The sequence below is a fragment of the Bradyrhizobium sp. genome (assembly GCF_035309285.1).
Lineage (GTDB): Bacteria > Pseudomonadota > Alphaproteobacteria > Rhizobiales > Xanthobacteraceae > Bradyrhizobium.
The window spans coordinates 31,777-53,368 of sequence record NZ_DATGFH010000134.1 but is presented as its reverse complement, the minus strand read 5'-3'; the positions used below and the strand labels follow the sequence as shown (position 1 = coordinate 53,368).

Genomic DNA, 21,592 nt, shown 5'->3' with positions numbered 1-21,592 from the left:
GGGAGCGCCGAATCGGTTAATCATGGGTTACGATGACGCCTGCTTGCGCGTCAAATCTCCGGCGCGGGCGCACTCACTCCTCCTTCGCCGTTGGCACAATGCATTTCGGCACAGCCTCGGCAATCGAGACCAGCCGGATCGCCGCGGAATGTTGGCAGGGACGCAAGCCGGGACGCGGTGGACAAGGGCCCGGCAACGGCCAGAATTGATGGCCTCCGGTCCAAGCCTGCCGCTTCAAGGCTTGATCCCACGAATAGCGGCGCTATATCGACGTTTTCCCACTCAATGATCCGGGTAAACGCATGTCGATGAGCGATAGCGCCACCGTGTCTCAGCCGTTCCAGGCCGAGGTTTCCGAGCTTCTCTACCTGATGGTGCATTCGGTCTATTCGGAGACCGATATTTTCTTGCGCGAATTGATCTCGAACGCGTCGGACGCCTGCGACAAATTGCGCTACGAGGCCATCTCCCGGCCCGAGCTGATCGCCGACGGCGATGCGCCGAAAATCCGGATCATCGCGGACAAGAAGGCTGGCACGCTTACTGTCGCCGATACCGGCATCGGCATGGATCGGCAGGAGCTGATCGACAATCTCGGCACGATTGCGCGCTCCGGGACCAAGGCCTTTGTGGCGAAGCTCGCGGAGGCCAAGGATGGCGCCCGACTGATCGGCCAGTTCGGCGTCGGCTTTTATTCGGCGTTCATGGTGGCCGATCACATCGCGGTGACCAGCCGCCGCGCAGGCTCCAGTGAAGTCTGGACCTGGTCGTCGTCGGGCGGCGCCGGTTTTGAGGTCGCATCCGCCAGTGAGGAAGATGCGAAGCGCGTGGCACGCGGCACCGAGATCGTGCTGCACTTGAAAGAGGACGCGAGGAAATATCTCGAGACCTATGAGATCGAGCGTATTGTCGGTGCCTATTCCGACAACATCCAGTTCCCGATTGAGCTCGTTCCCGAAGAGGGTGAGCCGCGCCAGATCAATTCGGCGAGCGCGCTGTGGCAGCGCTCCAAATCAGAGCTGAAGCCGGAAGATTATGCGCAAGCCTACAAACAGGTCGCGAACGCCTTCGACGAGCCGGCGATGACGCTGCATTACCGCGCCGAGGGCCGCTACTCCTATGCGGTGCTCCTGTTCGCACCTTCCACAAAACCGTTCGACCTGTTCGAGCCGGCGCGCAAGGGCAAGGTGAGGCTTTATGTGCGGCGCGTCTTCATCACCGACGACGCCGACCTGCTGCCAGCTTACCTGCGCTTCATCCGCGGCGTGATCGACAGCGAGGATCTGCCGCTCAACATCTCCCGCGAGATGCTGCAAAACAATCCGCAGCTCGCGCAAATTCGCAAGGCGGTGACCGGCCGCGTCATCGGCGAATTGGAGACGCTCTCCGAGAAGGAGCCGGAGAACTTCGGCAAGATCTGGGATGCGTTCGGCGCCGTGATCAAGGAAGGCATCTACGAGGATTTCGAGCGACGCGAGAAATTGCTGGCGCTGTCGCGATTTTCCTCGACTGCAGGCGACAAGCGTACGCTCAAGCAATATGTCGCCGACTTGAAGCCCAACCAGACCGAAATCTATTTCCTCGTCGGCGACAGCATCGAGCGGCTGAAATCCAATCCGCGGCTGGAGGCCGCGAGCGCCCGCGGCATCGAGGTGCTGCTGCTCACCGATCCCGTCGACGCGTTCTGGACCTCGGCGCGGCTCGATTTCGAAGGCAAGCCCTTGAAGTCGCTGAGCCAGGGTGATCTCAATTTCGATCTTATTCCCCCGCTCGAGGAGCAAAAGGACGAGGCCGCGCCGGCCGCCGACGAGGCGGCGACGATTGCGATCATCAAGGCAAGCCTTGGCGAGCGCGTCACCGACGTGAAGGCGTCAACGCGGCTTACGACCAGCGCGTCCTGTCTTGTTGCGGGCAGCCAGGGGCCGGATCGCGAGCTGGAACGACTGTTGTCACAGCAAAATCGCGGCATGCGGACCAAGCCGATCCTGGAAATCAACCTGCGCCATCCCCTGGTGTCGGCGATCGCAGCTAAGGGCAGCGACAAGAGCATCGCGGACGATCTCTCGCTGCTGCTGTTGGAGCAGGCGCAAATCCTCGACGGCGAACTGCCGGAGGACCCCGCCGCCTTCACCGCGCGGCTCAACCGCCTGGTGCTGCAGGGCCTGGCGTAAAGCATGATCGGAAAAAGCGGGCACGGAAGCGCCGCAAAAAGCGGGGTTACTCTGCGGCGTCCTTGAGCGACCCGGTTTTCTTGTCGGTCCCGTCGGACCGCTTGCCGGTCCAGCGCAACAGCCAGTTGGAGAACGTGTCGAGATAGAGATAGACCACCGGCGTCGTGAACAGCGTCAGCGCCTGGCTGACCAGGAGGCCGCCGACCATGGCATAACCGAGCGGCTGACGGATCTCCGATCCCGTGCCGGTGCCGAGCATCAGCGGCACGCCGCCCAGGAGAGCGGCCATTGTCGTCATCATGATCGGGCGGAAGCGCAGGATCGCGGCCTGCCGGATCGATTGCTCCGGCGTCAGATGCTGGTCGCGCTCGGCGGCGATGGCGAAGTCGACCATCATGATGCCGTTCTTCTTCACGATGCCGATCAGGAGAATCATGCCGACCAGCGCAATCAGGCTGAAATCGAATCCGAACACCATCAGCATCACCAGCGCGCCGACGCCGGCCGACGGCAGCGTCGATAGAATCGTGAGCGGATGGATGTAGCTCTCGTAGAGGATGCCGAGGATCAGGTAGACCACTACGAGCGCCGCGATGATCAGGAGCGGCACCGTGCCCAGCGATTGCTGGAATGCCTGCGCTGTGCCCTGGAAGCTCGAGCTCAGCGTCGCCGGCGCGCCCATCGTCGCCATCGCGGCTGCAACCGCGCCGGTCGCCTGTCCGAGCGCCGTTCCCTGGGCGAGGTTGAAGCTGATGGTGACCGCAGGGAACTGGCCCTGGTGCGCGATCGCGAGCGGCCGCACCGGTACGCTGGTCCATTTGCAGAACACCGAGAGCGGCACTTGGTCGCCGGTGATCGGCGACTTCACATAGATCTTGTCGAGCGTATCGATCTTGCCCTGTAGCTCGGGCAGGATCTCCAGGATCACGTGATAGCTGTTGAGCTGCGTGAAATATTGCGTGACCTGGCGCTGGCCGAACGCGTCATAAAGCGTGTCGTCGATGAGCTGCGGTGTGATGCCGTAGCGCGAGGCGGTATCGCGATCGATGGTCAGTTGTACCGTCGTGCCCTCCGTCTGCTGGTCGGTGGCGACATCGCGCAGCTCCGGCAGCGTCTTCATCCTGGTCAGGATCCTCGGCGCCCACTCGTTCAGTTCGGCGAGATTGGCGTCCTGCAGGGTGAATTCGAATTGCGTGCGGGTAGCGCGACCGCCGAGTCGCACGTCTTGCGACGCTTGCATATAAAGTTTGGCACCCTCGACCTTCGCGAGCTTCGGCCGCAGCCGCGCGATGATCTGCTGTGCGCTGGCATCGCGCTGGTCGTGCGGCTTCAGCGTGATGTACATGCGCCCCGAATTGAGCGCGGTGCCGCCGCCGCCGATGAACATCGCGATGCTTTCGACGGCGGGATCGGCCTGCACGATGCTGCTGAGCTCTTCCTGATACTGCTTCATCTGGGCAAAGGAGACATCCTGGGACGCCTCCGACACGGCGGTCAGGAAGCCGTTGTCCTGCTGCGGGAAGAAGCCCTTGGGGATGATCGTGAAGAGGTAGACGGAGAGCGCAACCGTCGCGAAGAAGATCAGAAGCGTCGTCCGCTTCCAGCGCAGCGCGCGATCGAGCCCGCGCTCATAGGCATGCAGCATGCGATCGAACAGGCGCTCGCTCCATTGATAGAAGCGCCCGTGCCTGGTTTCGCTGTGCGCGCGCAGGAAGCGCGAGGCCATCATCGGCGTCAGCGACAGCGACACGAACATGGAGACGAAGATGGCCATGGCCAGCACGATCGCGAATTCGCGGAACAGACGGCCGATGACGCCGCCCATCAGCAGCAGCGGGATCAAAACTGCAACCAGCGAGATGCTGATCGAGACGATCGTAAAGCTGATTTCGCTCGCGCCCTTGAAGGCGGCCGCCATCGGCTTCGCTCCGGCCTCGACATAGCGCGTGATGTTCTCCAGCATCACGATGGCGTCATCGACCACGAAGCCGACCGCGATGGTGAGCGCCATCAGCGAGAGATTGTCCACCGAATAGCCGAACACCCACATCAGCGCGCAGGCCCCGAGCAGCGCGAGCGGCACGGTGACCGCAGGGATGACCGTCGCCCAGAAGCTGCGCAGGAAGATGAAGATCACCATCACGACCAGGAAGATCGTGATCCCGAGCGTGATCTGCACGTCCTCGACCGCGGCACGGATCGTCACCGTGCGGTCGGAAATGATCTTGATCTTGATGGCGGGCGGGATCGCCGCGATCAGGCGCGGCAACTGCGCCTTGATCCTGTTGACGGTGTCGATGACATTCGCGCCGGGCTGCTTGAAGATGACGAGGAACACGCCGCGCTTGCCGTCGGCCCAGGCGGCCTGCTTCATGTCCTCGGGCGCGGCGACGGCCCGTCCGATGTCGCGTATGCGCAACGGACCGCCGTTGCGATAGGCGATGATGACGTCATTCCATTTCTCGGCGTCGACGAGCTGGTCGTTGGCGTAGATCGTATAGGCCCGCTTCGTTCCGTCGATATTGCCCTTGGGGCTGTCGACGGTGTTGATGGTGATCTGGTTGCGCACGTCCTCCAGCGATAGGCCCTTGGCGACGAGCTTCGCGGGATCGATCTGCACGCGGATCGACGGCTTCTGCTGGCCGCCGATGAACACCTGCGCGACGCCTGAAATCTGGCTGATCTGCTGGCCGAGCTGGACGTCGATCGCATCGCTCAAGCGGATCAGCGGCACCGTGTCCGACGTCGCCGACAAGAGCATGATCGGCGCGTCCGCCGGGTTGACCTTTCGATAGGTCGGCGGCGAGGGCAGGTTTTTCGGCAACTGGCCGCTGGCAGCATTGATCGCGGCCTGGATGTCGTTGGCGGCGCCGTCGATCGAGCGGTTGAGGTCGAACTGGATGGTGACCGCGGTCGAGCCGAGCGAGCTGGTCGAGGTCATCTGCGCGATGCCGGGAATCTGCGCGAGCTGCCGCTCCAGCGGCTGCGCCACCGAGGATGCCATGGTCTCCGGGCTGGCGCCGGGTAGCGACGCGTTGACCTGGATGGTCGGGAAGTCAACCTGCGGCAGCGGCGCGACTGGCAGCAACGGATAGGAGACGAGGCCAATGAACAGGATGCCCGCCATCAACAGCGAGGTCCCGATCGGAAAGCGGATAAACGGCGACGAAATACCTTCGTTCATGGCGAGACCTCTGGGAGGCCGGCGCATCTTGTTCCGCGCCCCGCTGCACAGGCGCGAACGTGCGTTTCCTCAACCCCGCCAAGCGGTTCCCGGAAATCCGGGCCCGCTCTTTGGCGTGCAGCATACCCGCTCCGGGAGTCGTTGAGAACGGAAACGGGGGCAGCTCCATTCGACCTTCGTTCTATCGTCGATTTCGTCCGGTCGCGGGGCGCTCCGACCCGGTGGCTAGACGCCGAGGTAGCGTTGCAGCACCTCCGGCTGGGCCTTGATTTCTTCTGCCGGTCCTTCGTGAACGATATGTCCGTTGTTGATGATGTAGATGCGCTGGGCGAGCGCCAGCGTCGCCGCCAGGTTCTGCTCGACCAGCACGATAGTCTGGCCGGCCGCGGCCAGATCGCGGCAGACTTTCATCAGGTCGCGCACGATGATCGGCGCCAGTCCCTCGAACGGTTCGTCGAGCAGCAGGATCTTCGGATCGCGGACCAGCGCCCGCGCGATCGCCAGCATCTGCTGCTCGCCGCCGGAGAGATCGGTGCCGCGGTTGGTCCGCCGCTCCCTCAGTCTCGGAAACATCTCGTAGATGCGGCCGAGCGGCCAGCGTTGCGACGCGGTCAGGCCCGCGATGATCAGGTTCTCCTCGACGTTGAGGCTGCCGAAGATCCGGCGCTCCTCGTGCACGAGCTGCATGCCGGCCTGTGCGATGGTGTGGCTCTTGCGGCCCGCGAGGTCCATGCCGTCGAGCATCACTGAGCCGGTGCGCGGCGTCACGACGCCCATCAGGCTCTTCAGCGTCGTGCTTTTCCCCGCGCCGTTCCTGCCGAGCAGGGCCACGACCTCGTTGCGTTCGACGCGCAACGACACGTCGAACAGAATGTGGGAATCTCCGTAATAGGAGTTCAGCGCGTTGACCTCGAGCAGGTTCATGCGTCGATCACTCCATGCACGCCGCCGAGATAGGCTTCCTGCACCGCGGCGCTCTTCCTGATTTCGTCAGGTGTGCCCTCGGTCAGGACCTTGCCCTCCTGCAGCACGGTGACGCGTTCGGCAAGCTCGAACAGCGCATCCATGTCGTGGTCGATGACGACCATGGTGCGGTCGCGGCCGATCGACTTCAAGAGGCTCACCGTCTCGACTCGTTCGCGCGGTGACATGCCGGCGAGCGGCTCGTCCAGCAGCAACAGGCTGGGCGAGGTCGCGAGCGCAAGCCCGATCTCGAGTCGCCGCTTCTCGCCATAGGCAAGCTCCGACACCGGCGTGAGCCGCCGGGAAGAAAGGTTGACCAGCGCGAGCGTGTGTTCGACCCGTTCGTTCAGGCCCGGGATCCGGTCGAGGCTGGAAAACATGTCCAGCCGGAATTTGCCGCGAAGCCCCGCGAGCGCGGCAATGACGATGTTGTCGCGCACCGTGAGGCCGCTGAAGAGCTGGTTGACCTGGTAACTCTTGGTCAGTCCGAGCTGGCAGACGTCGGTGACGTTCATACCGGTGATGTCGCGCCCCTCGAACACGATGCTGCCGGAAGTCGGGGGAATTTCGCAGGTCAGCATCTTGAAGAAGGTCGACTTGCCGGCGCCGTTGGGACCGATGATGCCGCGCAGCTCGCCGCGATTGACCGTGAAGTCGATATCGCGATTGGCTATGATGCCGCCGTATCGCTTGGTCAGCCCGGTCGCCCGCAGGATCGGGCCCGAACCTTCGTCGCGGTTGGCGTGTCGCAACGGCGTCGCGGCGGCTGGGCCCGGATTTGCGATCTTGGCCTCCGCCACCTTTTGCTCGGCCTCGGCAGTCGGGCCGGACGAGGCTTCCTCCTCAGCAGGGACCTTCAGTCGCTGGCCCACGACAAGGCGATAGAGGTCTGCGAGGCCGCCGATGATGCCGCCGCGCAGGAAGCATACCAGCAGCACGAACACAACGCCGAGCACCAGCTTCCACGCAGCGCCAAGGCCAAGCGCACCCTGCAGGAAGTCCTGCAGGAACAGCCAGACCGCGGCGCCGACCAGCGGACCGAACAGCGTGCCCCTGCCGCCGATCGCGGTCTGCATCACAAGCTGGCCGGAGGTATCGAAGGTAAAGGCGTCGGGCGGCATGAAGGCCTGCAGCACGCCGAGCAGGCCGCCGGCGAATCCCGCGTAAGCGGCGGCGATCACGAAGGCGGTCAGCTTGTAGCCGTGTCTGTTGTGGCCGACGGCCGTGGCACGCAGCGGATTGTCGCGGATCGCGCTGAGGATCGCACCAACCGGCGAGCGCACGATGCGCAACGCAATGACGATACCGATGAAGTAGCACAGCGCGATGAAGATATAGAGCGACCAGCCGGTGGTGAACTGGTACGTGATGAAGCCGAGGTTGAAGCTCGGCGCCGGCACGCCGGGCAGGCCATTCTCGCCGCCGGTCCAGTCGGAAAGAGGATTGAATTCGACAAAAAAGAAGACTTCGGCGATCGCAACCGTGATCATGGCAAAGTAGATGCCGATGCGCCGCAAGGCAATCAGCCCGACGAGGTAACCGGTCGCGGCGGCGGCGATCATGCCGATGATCAGCGCGCCGACCACGTTGGTAAAGCCGGTGCGGGTCAGCAGGTAGGCGGCGACAAAGCCGCCGGTGCCGTAGAATGCCGACTGGCCGAACGAGAGCAGGCCGGTGAAGCCGAACAGGAGATCGAAGCCGATGCCGAACAGGCCCCAGACCAGGATGCGGTTGACAGTGTCCGGTGCAAAGCCGAGATAGGGCAGCAAGAAGGGCGCCGCGATCAGCCCGATGGCCGTGAGCGTTTCGATCAGGAAGGGTCGTTGTCTCAGCATCTTGCGGTCACGCTTACTCGCGGCCCTGCACGCCGAGCAGGCCGTGCGGTCGCACCACGAGGACGAGCGTCATCGCCGCAAACAGCATCACATAGGCGTAGCCGGGGTTGAACATGGAGGTGACGCTGATGATTTCGCCGGCGATCAGGCCGCCGAGGATGGCGCCGGGGAACGATCCGACACCGCCGATCACCACGACCACGAAGGTCTCGACCAGGATGTCGTCGCCAACGCCCGGCGTCAGCGAGACGACCGGCGCATTGACGATGCCGGCAAAGCCGGCGGCCATGGCGCCGATACCGAACACGATCATGAAGACGCGATAGACGTTGATGCCGAGCGAATCCACCATCACGGAATCCTCGATGCCGGCGCGCACGATCATGCCGAGCCGCGTGCGGTAGAGGACGAGGAACAGCGCGGCAAGCGCGACCGCGACGATGCCGACCACCCAGAGCCGATAGGTCGGATAGAACGCGAAGCCGAGATTGGTGATGCCCTGGAACAGTGCCGGAGGCGGCACGATTTTCGAATCGCTGGAAAAGATCAGGCGGACGATTTCGACAAAGCAGATGCCGAGCCCGAAGGTGACGAGGAGTTGATCCTCGTGCGGGCGGCTGTAGAAATGCCGGATGATGACGCGCTCCATGACGAGGCCCAGGATCATCACGAACAGCGAGCCCGCGATGACCGCGACGGCGAACGAGCCCGTATACTGGTAGGCGACGAATCCGGCATAGCCGCCGATCATGAACATCGCGCCGTGCGCGAGGTTCAGCACCCCGAGGGTGCCGTAGATGATGGTCAGGCCGGAACTGATCAGCGCGAGCAAGGCGCCCAGCGCCAGCCCGTTGAAGAGTTGAGAAACGAAGTTGGGCCAACTGATCATGAACGACGATTATGGTGGTGATTTGCAAACGGGCAAGCCCCGCGTGAGAGGCCGCACAAAAAGTTGGCGCCGCGGCAAGCGCATGCCTGCCAGCGGCGCCAGAAGTCAAGCTATGTTCAAGTGTAATCGCCGAGCTTGCAGCCAAACGCGTCGGGTTTCTGCATCAGGCCGGCGCCCGGCACGATTTCGACGACGTCCCAATAGTCCTCCTTGTTCTTCATGTCCTTTTGCATCTTGCCCTTGACGATGATGACAGGACGGACGCACTGGTGGTCTTCCGGGCGATAATGCACGTCGCCCACGAATGAGGGCACCGTTTCGCCCTTCTCGTAGGTCTTGATGACATCAGGCGGATAGAAGCTTTTGGCCTCCTCCACCATGTGGGCCCAGTGCGCGAAGCTGATATAGGCGTTGGCCGCGCCCCACTCCGGCTTGTAGCCGAACTTCTTGTCGAAGGCATCGTTGAACATCTTGGCGAGCGGGTATTTGTCCTCGAGCGTCCACCAGTAGTCGGTGGCGGCGAAGACGCCCTGCATCAGTCCATTGGTGTCCCTAGCGATGAACGGAATCTGGTAGGGGATCACCAGCTTCATCTTGTCCAGCACGCCGAATTGCTTGGCCTGCTGGGTCGACAGCACGGCATCGTGTCCCCAATTGACGTTGAGCAGCACGTCGGCGCCGGAGTTGGCGACATTGAGGAGATATGACGAGTAGTCGGGTGCGCCGAGCGGCGCGACCTGATTGGTCGCGGTGGTCCATCCCGCGGTCGCAAGATAGTCCTCCATCGACTTGGTGACGGTGTGGCCGTAGGTGTAGTCGGGCGTCAGGTAGGCCGCCTTCTTGTTCTTGCCAAAGTTCTTCACCACGATCGGACCGATCGCGGCGGCCGCGGTCTGGCCGTAGAAGTCCTGACGGAAGCCGTAGCGGACGCAGTCCTTTCCGGTGGTGTCGTTCGAGCCCGAGATACCGGCGAGATAGAGCACCTTCTCGCGCTGGGCGAGCTTGTTCAGTGCGACCGCGACCGCGCTCGACGTCGATCCGGTCAGCAGTATCGCCTTGTTCTCGGTGATGAAGCGCTGCTGGGCCTGCACCGCGTCGTTGGGCTTGGCGGCCGAGTCGGCGATGCCGAGCTTCAGCTCCTTGCCGAGCACGCCCTTGGTGGTCTTCGGCGAGATCTTCTTGATCAGCTCATTGCCGCTGTTGATGTGCTCGACCGCAAGCTGCCAGCCCTTGAGTTCGTCCTCGCCCTGAACGGCGTAGGTGCCGGTGCGCGGCACGGCGACGCCGATGAATACCGACGAGCCCGATGAGCCCGCCGGATAGGTGCCGAGCGCGGGATGATCCTCCGCGAGTGCGATCGGCATGCCGGCGGGTAGCATCGCGCCCCCTGCCAACCCTGCCGCGCCCTGCAGCAAACCGCGACGCGAAAGCAAAAAGAAATTGCTGGTTCTTTTCGTCATCAGCCAACGTCCTCCCGAAGATATTGTGATGTTGTAGTATTTTGCCCGGCGCAGGTCCCGTCAGACCTCCGGCCCGTCGCGAGTTCCGACATGCCGCAATCGCGACATACTATGCTTGCGTGAAACATATCGTTCCACGACAGATAGTGCTGTCAATGTCACCTTTCGTCGAAGGCGGATCAAAATGCACGCCACAACGTCGCAGGGCAAGATATTGTAGTGGGCCTCAACCGTTTGTCGTTCAGGCCAGGACGTGAAGCATGGCTGCAAGCAAAGGAGCTGCCCACGCTCGCCCGCCAGGGAGAGGAGCCACCCGTGCCCGCCCGTCCCTCGCCGCGCCGGCGGACGAGGAGATTCCGCCGGTACATATCGTCAATACCTGCTTCGGCCTTGCATTGGCCAGTCCGGCCAAACACCCGTCGGGGAATGCCCCGGCGGGCGCGGGGGACGATCATGTGCTCAGCGTGCGGGCGATCAATGTCCTGAAGATTCTGGCTGATGACATCATGGGAGAAATCCCACCGCAGGACGATTGGGTCCCGCCTGACGAGCTGCTTCGAAAGATCACGGTGGAGCGCCTGTCTATCGCGCGGAATTGCGGTCCGCGCACGGTTGAGGAAATCACTCGCTGGGCCCAGGCGCGCGGCGTGACGATCCAGCCGCTGTTTCACGCCGGCAAGTCCCTTTCCGAAGCCTGGCGGGACCTGGTCGCAAGATTCTCGGCCGGCGAGCTCACCAAGGCCGAGCTCGCAGAGGCGCTCGAAAAATCGGTGCGCCGCAATAGCACTCGGGTACCCGTGGCGATTCAACGCATCCTTCTGAGATATCTGAACAAGGCGGCCGACGATCGGCGGGGAGGGCGATCCTGACCGCCGACGCGGTGTGGGCAGCGGTCCACAGATATTGCCGGTATCGATGTGGCGATTGCCAAGGGGTTGGTGTCAACGTCCTCTGAACGACAGCGGGTACGGGATCAGGAATGCGAACTCCGACCGGAAGCAAGCAGCGTCCGACGAAGGCCCGTGCGTCCGGTGGACGCGGCCGCAAGGGCTCGGTGGACTACGAGGCGCTGGCCCGGTTTCGCTACGAGCTCAGGCGCTTTCAGGCGTTCAGCGAGGCGGCGGCCAACAAATCGGGGCTAACGGCGCAACAACATCAGGCGCTGCTGGCGATCAGGGGCTTGTCCGGCCGCGACCCGCTATCTGTCGGTGATCTCGCAAACTATCTCCTCATTCGGCATCACACCGCGGTCGAGCTGGTCGACCGGATGGCGAAGCTCAAGATCGTGAGCCGGAGCATCGACCCTTCCGATGGCCGGCGGGTCCTCGTGCAACTCACAAAAGAGGGCGAGCGGCGTCTGCAGCGGCTGTCGCGAATCCATTTGCAGGAGCTGCGGAATATGGGGTCGACATTAACGAAGATGGCGAAATTGATCCGGCGGTCGTGAAATCTCAGCCCCGGCCGAGGCATTTTTAACCGTTCCGCTTAACACCTGGTCAGGCCAATCCGCTTATGAAAGAGGTCATGACCACCGGCCTCATCGATCGACCCACCGAAGCCCCGGTGCCGCGCGCAAAACCCTCGGCGGCAAAGGCGTGGCTGAAGGCGATCGAATTGACCTCGCGCATCGAGGCCGCCCCGCGGCGGCTGTTTGCCGATATCGTGGAGGAATGGGCGGTGCGGCAGGGTGACTTCCCGGCGCTCGTGTCCGACGCCGAGACCTTCACGTACGGCGCGCTCGCCGGGCGCGTGAACCGCTTCGCGCGCTGGGCCCTGGCGGCGGGCATCAAGAAGGGCGACACGATCAGCCTCATGATGCCTACGCGGCCGGATTACGTCGCCGCCTGGCTCGGCATCAGCCGCGTCGGCGGCGCGGTGGCGCTGATCAACACCAGGCTGGTCGGGCAATCGCTCGCGCATTGTGTCAATGTCGCCGATGCCGATCATATCATCGTTGCAGCTGAACTCACCGAGGCCTTCGAAGCGGCGCAGCCGCTGCTTGCGCACGCGCCGAAGGTCTGGACGGACGCCGCCCTCGGCGCGGCGCTCGCCGGGCTTGACGGCAGCCCGCTTTCGCCCGGCGAGCGGCGCGACATCACCATCAACGACCGCGCGCTTTTGATCTACACCTCGGGCACGACCGGCCTGCCCAAGGCCGCCAGCATCAGTCATCGCCGCATCCTGAACTGGGGCGGCTGGTTCGCAGGTCTCACCGACGCGAGGTCGGACGATCGCCTGTACAACTGCCTGCCGGTCTATCACTCGGTCGGCGGGGTCGTCGCGCCCTGCAGCATGCTGTTCGCCGGCGCCTCAATGGCGCTCGCAGAACGATTCTCGGCCACGCATTTCTGGAGCGATCTGGTCCGCCTCGACTGCACCCTGTTCCAGTATATCGGCGAGCTCTGCCGCTATCTGTTGAAGGCGCCTTCTTCCGAATTCGAGACCAAGCACCGCCTGCGCCTGGCCTGCGGCAACGGCCTGCGCGGCGATATCTGGGAAGAATTCCAGGCGCGCTTTGCGATCCCGCGGATCCTCGAATTCTACGCGGCGACCGAAGGCAACTTCTCGCTCTATAATGTCGAGGGCAGGGTGGGTGCGATCGGCCGGATACCGTCGCTGCTCGCGCATCGTTTCCCGGCGGCGATCGTGAAGGTCGAGCCCGAAAGCGGCGCTTCCTTGCGCGACGCCGACGGCCTCTGCATCGGCTGTGCCCGCGGTGAAGTCGGAGAAGCGATCGGCCGCATCGGCACCGCAGACGAGGGCGGCGGCCGCTTCGAGGGCTATACCGACAGGTGCGAGACCGAAAAGAAGATTCTGCGCGACGTCTTCGCCAAAGGCGATGCCTGGTTCCGTACCGGCGATATGATGCGGCTCGACGAGCAGGGCTTCTTCCATTTTGTCGATCGTGTCGGCGATTCCTTCCGCTGGAAGGGCGAGAATGTCGCAACCAGCGAAGTCAACGACGCGATCCGCGAGTATGAAGGCGTGCTCGACGCCACGACCTATGGCGTCGAAGTGCCTGGTACCGACGGCCGTGCCGGTATGTCGGCGATCGTTACGCGAGAGGACTTCGATTTCAAAGCCTTCGCCGATCATCTCGCGCGGCGGCTGCCTTCTTACGCGCATCCGCTCTTCATCCGCGTCTGCGCGAAGCTCGACGCCACCGAAACATTCAAGCAGAAGAAGCAGCTCTTGATGCGCGAAGGATTCGATCTTGCGGTCGTCGGCGAGCCGCTCTATCTCAAGGACCCGCAATCCGGCGCCTATATTCAGCTCGATGCGGAAATGTTCGAGCGCATCGCGAGCGGCGTCATGCGCCTCTAAAGTTTTACAAAAACTTTCCGCGTTATTCGGAACTCTGCTGATCGAACTTGCAAGGTGTTTACCAACCAAGGCGAAAGGCCGAATGCGAGGCTCAGTTAATTCACACTTGCACAGTATGATGCGCTCCAACGATTTAACGAAAAGGCGAGGCAATCCATGTCGGTCAGATTAAGGATCATTGCGGCGATGAAGCAGATCGCGGAGGAGCAGCAGGTCAACCTGCCGCCGCTCAACGACGAGCTCTCGCTCCACGAAACCGGCTTCGACTCGCTTGCTTTTGCGATCCTGGTCGCACGGCTGGAAGACGATCTCGGCATCGATCCGTTTACCATCTCGGAGGACGCAGCGTTCCCGTTGACGGTCGGCGATTTCGTCCGGGCTTACGAAAATGTCCCCGCGTGAGGTTTTTGCGCTTCGCGACTATCTCGGCCCGGAGCTGAAGGGGCGCACGATCTCCGACGCCGGGCATGTCGTATCGCTGACCGATATTCTGTCAAAGACCTGTCTCGATGGCCCCCTAGGCGAGCTGTCGGGACGTTCGGTGCTGCTGTCGGTGACGGGACAGCTCGTCTCGGGCCTTGTGATGATCGAGATCGACGGCATCGCTCGGCGCCTACTGCTGTGCCCGCCCGACGTCAACCCGGATCATCTCGGCGCGCTGATCGAGGACGCCGGGATCGACGCCGTGATCACGGACCGCCCCGAGCAATGGGCGGACAAGGGCATCGCCCTTGTCGTGACTGCGGCCCTGCGGCTGAAGCAGGCCTCGCCTGCGCAGACCGAGCGCGCGACGGAATGGCTGATGCTGACCTCCGGCACGTCGGGCGTGCCGAAGATCGTGGGCCACACGCTCGAAGGCCTGTGCGGCGCAATTGTTGCCGAGGGCCCGGCGCGCGGCACCCCGCCGGTCTGGGCGACCTTCTATGACATTCGCCGTTATGGCGGACTTCAGATCTTCTTGCGCGCCATCATCAGCGGCGGCTCGATGGTGCTGTCGGAATATGGCGAGCCGCTCGCCGACCATGTCGCGCGGTTGCATGCGCGCGGCGTCACCCACATCTCCGGCACGCCGTCGCATTGGCGCAAGCTCTTGATGAGCGGCTCGGCCGCGGGCTTTGCGCCGCGTTATGTCCGCCTCTCCGGCGAGATCGCCGATCAGGCCGTGCTCGATGGCCTCAAGCAGGCGTTTCCCAACGCCTCAGTCGGCCATGCCTATGCCTCGACCGAGGCCGGCGTCGGCTTTGCCGTCAATGACGGCCGCGAAGGCTTTCCCGCAAACCTGATCGGACAAGGCAGCGGTGGCGTCGAGATGAAGATCGTCGACGGCTCGCTCCGCATCCGCTCCAGGCGCACCGCGCACGCCTATGTCGGCAAGCGTGCCGCTGCGCTCACCGACGGCGACGGCTTTGTCGATACCGGCGACATGGTCGATCTCCGCGGTGACCGCTATTACTTCGTCGGCCGCCGCGGCGGCATCATCAATATCGGCGGCCTGAAGGTTCATCCCGAGGAGATCGAGGCCGTCATCAATCGCCATGTCGACGTGCGAATGTCGCGCGCGAAATCACGCCGCAGCCCGATCACCGGCTCGGTCGTGGTCGCCGATGTCGTCTTGACAGCCGATGGCGCGTGCCGCGCGAAGGACATTCGTGACGAGATCTTGAGCCAGTGCCGCGCCTCGCTCGCTTCCCACAAGGTGCCGGCCGTGATCCGCTTTGTCGACGCGCTGGACGTCACGCCGGCCGGAAAGCTTGCCCGCTCCGATGCGTAACGTCCTCGTCACCGGCGGCAGCCGCGGCATCGGGCTTGCGATCGCGAAGCTACTGGCTGCGGCCGGCTTCAATGTGATCGCAGTGGCGCGGCGCGAAAGCGACGAGCTGCACGCGGCGATCGGCGAGGCGAAACAAGGCAATCTGCATTTCCGCGCCTGCGACCTCGGCGTCGTTGACGAACTGCCGGCCTTCGTGAAAGCCATGCGCGATGAGTTCGGCCCAATTTACGGCCTCGTCAACAATGCGGGCATCGGTACCGAGGGCCTGCTGGCGACAATGCACAACTCCGACATCGAGGCTTTGGTGCGCCTTAACGTGCTGTCGCCGGTGATCCTCACCAAGTATATCGTGCGGCACATGATGGCCGACGGCGAGGGTCGCATCGTCAACATCTCATCCATCATCGCCTCCACCGGCTATAACGGCCTGTCGGTGTATGGCGCGACCAAGGCCGCGGCGACCGGATTCACCCGCTCGCTGGCGCGGGAAGTCGGCAAGATCGGCATCACCGTGAATGCGATCGCGCCGGGTTTCATCGACACCGAGCTGACCCAAAGTCTCGGCGGTGAAGGCCGCGAGCGCATCGTCAAGCGCAGCGCGCTGCGCCGGCTGCCGGAGGCTGCCGATGTCGCGCGCATGGTGGAATATCTGTTCAGCGACGGCGGCCGGAATATCACCGGCAGCGTGCTGACCATCGACGCCGGCAACACGGCCTGATTCAACCTTCACATTGCGATCTTGTTCGTAGGTGATATTGGGCGCAGTATCGCGCGCGATCCGATCGAGGTGTTCGGTGCAATTCATCAGGACGTTCGAGCTTCACGATTTCCTTGATACCCTTGTCAGCCTGTTTGCTGCATTCGTGTTGGGGACGCTGATCGGCGCCGAGCGCCAATACCGCCAGCGCAGCGCGGGACTGCGCACCAATGTGCTGGTGTGCGTTGGAGCTGCGGCCTTTGTCGACCTCGCCAATCGCATTAACGGCGCCGAGGGCGCAACCCGCGTGATCGCCTATGTCGTTTCCGGCATCGGCTTTCTCGGCGCCGGTGCGATCATGAAAGAAGGCGTGAACGTCCGCGGCCTCAATACCGCCGCGACGCTGTGGGCAACAGCGGCGGTCGGGGCCTGCGCCGGTGCCGACATGGCGGCGCAGGCGGTGGCGCTGACGATCTTCGTGCTCGCCGGCAACACGCTGCTCCGCCCGCTCGTGAATGCGATCGACCGCATCCCGCTGAACGAGGACACGTCGGAGGCGACTTACGAGATCAGCGCCACGACCGATTCCATGCGAGCGGGCGAGGTGCGTGATTTCATGAACGAGCGGCTGGAGGCTGCGAGCTATCCGGTCCGTGAGACCAAGATCGTGTTTCACGGCGATGACAATGTCGACGTGTCCGCGGTGCTGGTGCCGCTGGCCGCTGAGCCCGACGATCTCGACGGCGTGGTCTCGGAGCTGTCGAAGCTTCCCGGGGTAAGTCATGCGGCGTGGCATATCAGCGCGCTGGAATGACATTTCCGAACCGCCCGTTTGAGCTTGGGACAACGAGGAGGACGCCATGGCGACGCGACGGGAGTTCGTCTGGGGCGCAGCCGCGGCCACACTGCCACGATTGATCACGACCGGCATCGGCGGGCCGGCGGCTGCCGCCGAAAATCCCGCGACGCGCGAGAAGGACTGGGACCAGGGCGCGGTCCAGCATGTGATCCCGACTGTCAGCCCCGACCGCTTCCTGATCAAGGCGTCGTTCCGCGAGGCGCAGGTCGCACCGCCTGAATTGCAGGTGGGCTCTACGAGAGTACGTGGTCAGGCGAACACGTCCACCGGCGATTTCTGGCAGTTCGACGTCACCGGGCTGTCGCCGGCTACGTCCTACACGCTTTCACTCAAAGGTGCGAGCGGCCGCGCGTTGTGCGAGCCGTGGCAGCTTGCGACTTTTCCCGCACCCGAGGCGATGCCGGAGCGGCTGCGGGTGATGATCTATACTTGCGGCGGCGGCCATGACGGCTTCAACCAGGGCCTGCCTGCAGGCAGGATCAATTGGCTGCCTTCGGCGCTACGCCGCCGCCTCCTGGCGCGCGGGCTTTCCTTCAAGCCGGATGCGCTGATCGCCAATGGAGACCAGATCTATTGGGACCTGCGCGCGCCGCGAGCGTCCAAGGGCACTGGCGCGTCGCCGCGCGCCAGTGAGCTCGCCGGCACTTTCGACCGCGCCCAGCCGGTGTTCGGCACGCCGAACGAGGTGGTGTTCCGCCGCGCCACCGGTCCGCAGATCATTCCGCAATATGGCGCGGCTCTCCGCTCGACGCCGGTGTTCTTCATGCAGGACGACCACGATTATTTCGACAATGACGAGGCGACCGACGACATCGTCACCTTTCCGCCCGATCATTTCATGCTGGAGCTCGCCCGCGCCACGCGCAAGCTCTACTACCCGGAATATCTGCCGGACCGGAATCGCCCGCTCGGCCTTCCCGGCGCATCCGCAGCCGACCGGCCGCCCGGCGTGGCCGAAGCCTTCGGCACGCTGCGCTACGGCAAGCTAGCCGAAATCCTGCTCTATGACGTGCGCCGCACGCAGACGCTGGCGGGACCGAGCGCCGTCTTCGTTGACGGCACGGTCGAGGCCTGGCTGAAATCGCGCATGACCGACCGCGAGATGATCCATCTCGTCAACATCCCCTCCAATCCACCGGGATGGAGCGCCGGCAAATGGGGCGAGTGGTATCCGGACGTCCTGGGCAGGGACGGCAAGCTCACCACCGAGAAGCCAAAGCCTTATTGGCAGAGCGGCTGGCTCAAGCAGCACGACCGGCTGATGGCCGAGGTCGCGGCGATGCCGGGACGGATTCCGCTTGTGATCTCCGGCGATCTGCATGCCATTGCCGAGGGCCGAATCCAGCGCAGCGGTGCGCTGGATTTCGGGAAAAATCCCGTCGTTGTGATCCTGTCGGGACCGCTCGGCACCGGCGATCGCGGCTGGCCCTCGGCGTCCCGCGGCATCGGCGCCTCGCCATCGACGCATCTCACCATGGTCGAGGATCTGAAGCCGATCGAGGAGAACGGTTTCATTCTCGCCGACTTCACCAGAGACGGCATCACCGTGCGCTATTTTCGCTTCAGCTATCACACGCAATCGCCTGAGGCGATCGACACCCTGGAGCCGTTCCGTGTCACGGAGCTGAAGCGGCCGTGAAAACGCTTCAATGGCCGCGGCTGAAGATCTCGTAGCCGGTCACCACGATCTCGAACGCGATCAGGAAGATCACGATCAATTCCAGCCGGAGCGAGCGTTGGGCGTCGATGATGTCGGCGAGCGTGGTCGCGGTGTCCGAGATGACCTCGAGCTTGCGGTTCAGAATCTCGACGCGCTCGGAGAGCTCGTATTCGTCCTCGAGCCAGGAATAAAGCCGCTCGAGATCGGGCCGGTCCCAGAGTACGTCGGGCTTCTCGCCGACCGCGACGCGGCCCGAGACGCGATGCTGCACGAGGAGCGAGCTGCCGAGCAGCTTCAGCAAGTCGGACCGGCTCTTGGAAGTCTTGCCCATGGTCGCAAGGTCGCGCGCGAACGGCTCGATGGTGTCGATGACGCTGGCGACCTCGCGCTCGTGGCGTCCGAGCACGACGCTCTTGGCGAGCGCGTCGGAGACGACGAGCAAGCGCTCCAGCGACATCTCGCGCACCGGGATGGGCCCGCCGACCGGGATCGGCCCCTCGGCTTCCTTGGCGACCTGGACCTTCGCCCATTCCTCTTCGCGCGTAGAGATCCTGCCGAATGTGCGAGGGAGCAACTGCTCGAGGAATTCGGCTTCCTGGTCTGCGGTGAGTCCGAGGAAGACGGCGACGCCGTAGCGAAACACCACGGCCAATCCGCTCGCGCCGATACGCACGGCGAGCGGCGTGCTCGACAGAATCTCGCCGTCGAAGCCGGCCGTGTTGATACGGTCGCCGATCTGCACTGCATGCACGGACATCTGTGTCGGAGCCGGGTCGCTCATGCCCTAGACCTAGCAGAGGAGGGGCGGTTTTGCGATGAGGGGTGAGGCTCTTGCATCCTGCGGCGTCCCGTCGCTGCCGGGAACATCTCTGAAGGCATTTGGCTTTCGGCCCTCTTTGCGTTTGATGGCCGGCTTCGATACGTTTCCGTGAACCCGACTCTTCGGCCCAACCGTACCTTCGGCATCTCAACTGCGACGATCGCCACCGATGACCCAGCCAGGCGGCAGCGAAACGTTCTATGGCGGCATTCCCGTCTTCCGCGGCTTCACCAAGCTGATGGAGCCGTCGTTGTATTGGCCCCTGCCGGACGACTGGACCGTCGGGGTCGCCGACATCGTGGAATCGACCAGGGCGATCGCCGACAAGCGCTACAAGGCGGTCAACATGGCGGGCGCTGCGGTGATCGCCGCGGTGACCAATGCGCTGGAGGGCCGCGAATTTCCCTTCGTATTCGGCGGCGACGGGGCGAGCTTTGCGGTGGCGCCTGAGGACCTTGATCGCGTGCGCGAGGCGTTGGCCGCGACCGCGATCTGGGTCAGGGAAGACCTCGACCTCGTCATGCGCGTTGCGCTGGTGCCGCTCAGCGCCATCCGCGCGCAAGGCCTGGACGTGCGCGTTGCGCGCTTCGGGCCGTCGGCGAACCTGTCCTATGCGATGTTCTCCGGCGGCGGGCTCGGCTGGGCGGAGGCCGCGATGAAGCGTGGCGAATTCGCAATCCCAGCGGCGCCGCCTGGCACGCAGCCTGATCTGTCGGGGTTGTCGTGCCGGTTCGAGGAAATCCCGGCCGCGCGCGGCCTCATCCTCTCCGTGCTGGTGGTGCCGACGGCCAGGGCCGACCCGGCAGCCTTCCGCAAAGCGATCGAGGACATCATCCAGCTCGTCGAACGGACTCCGGATGCCGGGCGGCCGGTGCCGACAGGCGGCCCGCCTTTGAAGTGGCCTCCGCAGGGCATCGACTATGAAGCGCGCGCTGCGCGCGGCGGGCCGTTATTCGCGCGCAAGGGCATGGTGCTGGCGCTGACGCTATGGGCCTATGCCATCATGCGCCTCGGCATCAAGGTCGGCAATTTCGTGCCGGCGAACTACATCCGCCAGGTCGTGGAGAATTCCGACTTCCGCAAATATGACGATGGCTTGCGCATGATCCTCGACTGCACCGAGGAGCTCGCAAGTGCGCTGGCCGAGCGGCTTTCGGCTGCCGCCGCCAACGGCGTGGTGCGTTACGGGCTGCACCGTCAGGATGCGGCGATGATGACATGCTTCACGCCGAGCGTGATGCGCGCGGACCATGTGCATTTCATCGATGGCGCGCGCGGCGGCTATGCGTCCGCCGCGACCGCCCTGAAGGCGATGGCGGCATAAGCCCGTTCAGCCGGGTGCGTTGCCGATCATTGCTAGAACGGCGGGCCGTTGAGGTCGATGACGCCATCGCGTGGCGCGCGGCGGATGTCGAATACGAATGGCGCCATGACGTTGAAGCGGATGCGGCCGTCGGGTTGCTCGCAATAGACCTCGCCAGTGAACGGATGCCAGCCGCGCGCCTGGTAGAAAGCGAAATTGTGCGGCTCGCAGAACAGCATCGCAAAGCGCACCGCTTCATTGGCGCGCAGGGTCGCGATCGCCGCATCGAGCGCGATGCTCGCTAGCCCTCGGCCACGGCGATCCTCTCGCGTCATGACGCCGCCGATGCCGCCGACATGGACGTCGTGGCCATTCCAGCCGATGGTGCGGAAATAGATGCCGACATGGCAGGCCAGCCCGCCTTCTGGCGCGTCGATCAGCACGCGCAGATCGGCATGCGCCCACACGATGTGACCCCAGGGCAATTTCTCGACGATCTCGCGGCCAAAGACTGCGTTGTGCAGCGGTTCGGTCCTCGCCCATGAAGCGCTGCCGTTGAGGACGTCGATCTCGATGCTCATTTGGGGATGCCTGTTTCACCAATTTGCGGTGTTTTACACCGATGGAACCTTCTATAAGGGGGTCCGTTAAGTCAC

General features: G+C 63.8%; 17 protein-coding genes. 10 read left to right on the top strand and 7 right to left on the bottom strand.

Going from position 1 to position 21,592, the window contains the following annotated elements:
* Positions 1-302: 302 nt before the first annotated feature.
* Positions 303-2,171 (top strand): molecular chaperone HtpG, encoded by a 1,869-nt coding sequence (htpG, locus tag VKR55_RS25285; protein ID WP_324407644.1) that lies wholly within the window; start codon positions 303-305, stop codon positions 2,169-2,171.
* 46 nt (positions 2,172-2,217) lie between these two features.
* Here the strand turns inward: htpG and VKR55_RS25280 are convergent, their stop codons facing one another.
* The 5 genes from VKR55_RS25280 to VKR55_RS25260 form a co-directional block, all read right to left on the bottom strand.
* Positions 2,218-5,355: a multidrug efflux RND transporter permease subunit gene (locus tag VKR55_RS25280; protein WP_324407643.1), complete on the bottom strand. Its 3,138-nt coding sequence runs from the start codon at positions 5,353-5,355 to the stop codon at positions 2,218-2,220.
* A 225-nt stretch (positions 5,356-5,580) separates the two neighbouring features.
* Positions 5,581-6,279: an ABC transporter ATP-binding protein gene (locus tag VKR55_RS25275; RefSeq protein ID WP_324407642.1), complete on the bottom strand. Its 699-nt coding sequence runs from the start codon at positions 6,277-6,279 to the stop codon at positions 5,581-5,583.
* Positions 6,276-8,153, bottom strand: coding sequence for an ABC transporter permease subunit (locus VKR55_RS25270; RefSeq protein WP_324407640.1), 1,878 nt, complete (start codon positions 8,151-8,153; stop codon positions 6,276-6,278). Before VKR55_RS25270 ends, VKR55_RS25275 begins: the two co-directional genes overlap by 4 nt.
* Before the next feature lie 13 nt (positions 8,154-8,166).
* Positions 8,167-9,042: a branched-chain amino acid ABC transporter permease gene (locus VKR55_RS25265; RefSeq protein WP_324407639.1), complete on the bottom strand. Its 876-nt coding sequence runs from the start codon at positions 9,040-9,042 to the stop codon at positions 8,167-8,169.
* Positions 9,043-9,158: 116 nt separating this feature from the next.
* Positions 9,159-10,502: a substrate-binding protein gene (locus tag VKR55_RS25260; RefSeq protein ID WP_324407637.1), complete on the bottom strand. Its 1,344-nt coding sequence runs from the start codon at positions 10,500-10,502 to the stop codon at positions 9,159-9,161.
* A gap of 260 nt (positions 10,503-10,762) precedes the next feature.
* Here VKR55_RS25260 and VKR55_RS25255 point away from each other — a divergent pair, with 260 nt between their 5' ends.
* The 8 genes from VKR55_RS25255 to VKR55_RS25220 all read left to right on the top strand — a co-directional run bounded on the left by VKR55_RS25255 (position 10,763) and on the right by VKR55_RS25220 (position 18,792).
* On the top strand, positions 10,763-11,371 hold the full coding sequence (locus VKR55_RS25255; protein WP_324407635.1) for a hypothetical protein: 609 nt from the start codon (positions 10,763-10,765) through the stop codon (positions 11,369-11,371).
* Positions 11,372-11,556: 185 nt separating this feature from the next.
* Positions 11,557-11,949, top strand: a complete 393-nt coding sequence (locus VKR55_RS25250) for a MarR family winged helix-turn-helix transcriptional regulator (RefSeq protein ID WP_324407634.1) — start codon at positions 11,557-11,559, stop codon at positions 11,947-11,949.
* 77 nt (positions 11,950-12,026) lie between these two features.
* A complete protein-coding gene (locus VKR55_RS25245) occupies positions 12,027-13,826 on the top strand; it encodes a long-chain-acyl-CoA synthetase (RefSeq protein ID WP_324407632.1) in 1,800 nt (599 codons plus the stop codon).
* Between the two features lie 156 nt (positions 13,827-13,982).
* Positions 13,983-14,228 carry an acyl carrier protein gene (locus VKR55_RS25240; protein WP_324407630.1) on the top strand — a complete coding sequence of 82 codons (246 nt, stop codon included), beginning with the start codon at positions 13,983-13,985 and terminating at the stop codon, positions 14,226-14,228.
* Positions 14,215-15,597, top strand: coding sequence for a class I adenylate-forming enzyme family protein (locus VKR55_RS25235; protein WP_324407628.1), 1,383 nt, complete (start codon positions 14,215-14,217; stop codon positions 15,595-15,597). Before VKR55_RS25240 ends, VKR55_RS25235 begins: the two co-directional genes overlap by 14 nt.
* Entirely contained in the window at positions 15,590-16,315 is a 726-nt protein-coding gene (locus VKR55_RS25230) for an SDR family NAD(P)-dependent oxidoreductase (protein WP_324407625.1), read from the top strand. Before VKR55_RS25235 ends, VKR55_RS25230 begins: the two co-directional genes overlap by 8 nt.
* A gap of 76 nt (positions 16,316-16,391) precedes the next feature.
* Positions 16,392-17,108, top strand: a complete 717-nt coding sequence (locus VKR55_RS25225; protein ID WP_324407623.1) for an MgtC/SapB family protein — start codon at positions 16,392-16,394, stop codon at positions 17,106-17,108.
* A 46-nt stretch (positions 17,109-17,154) separates the two neighbouring features.
* Positions 17,155-18,792 (top strand): metallophosphoesterase family protein, encoded by a 1,638-nt coding sequence (locus VKR55_RS25220; RefSeq protein WP_324407621.1) that lies wholly within the window; start codon positions 17,155-17,157, stop codon positions 18,790-18,792.
* A gap of 7 nt (positions 18,793-18,799) precedes the next feature.
* Here the strand turns inward: VKR55_RS25220 and VKR55_RS25215 are convergent, their stop codons facing one another.
* Positions 18,800-19,594 (bottom strand): RMD1 family protein, encoded by a 795-nt coding sequence (locus tag VKR55_RS25215; protein WP_324407619.1) that lies wholly within the window; start codon positions 19,592-19,594, stop codon positions 18,800-18,802.
* Positions 19,595-19,802: 208 nt separating this feature from the next.
* Here VKR55_RS25215 and VKR55_RS25210 point away from each other — a divergent pair, with 208 nt between their 5' ends.
* Complete coding sequence (locus VKR55_RS25210; protein WP_324407617.1) at positions 19,803-20,957, top strand: DUF3095 domain-containing protein; 1,155 nt, start codon at positions 19,803-19,805, stop codon at positions 20,955-20,957.
* A 32-nt stretch (positions 20,958-20,989) separates the two neighbouring features.
* Here VKR55_RS25210 and VKR55_RS25205 read toward each other — a convergent pair whose 3' ends face one another.
* Positions 20,990-21,517 (bottom strand): GNAT family N-acetyltransferase, encoded by a 528-nt coding sequence (locus VKR55_RS25205; protein ID WP_324407615.1) that lies wholly within the window; start codon positions 21,515-21,517, stop codon positions 20,990-20,992.
* Positions 21,518-21,592: the final 75 nt, after the last annotated feature.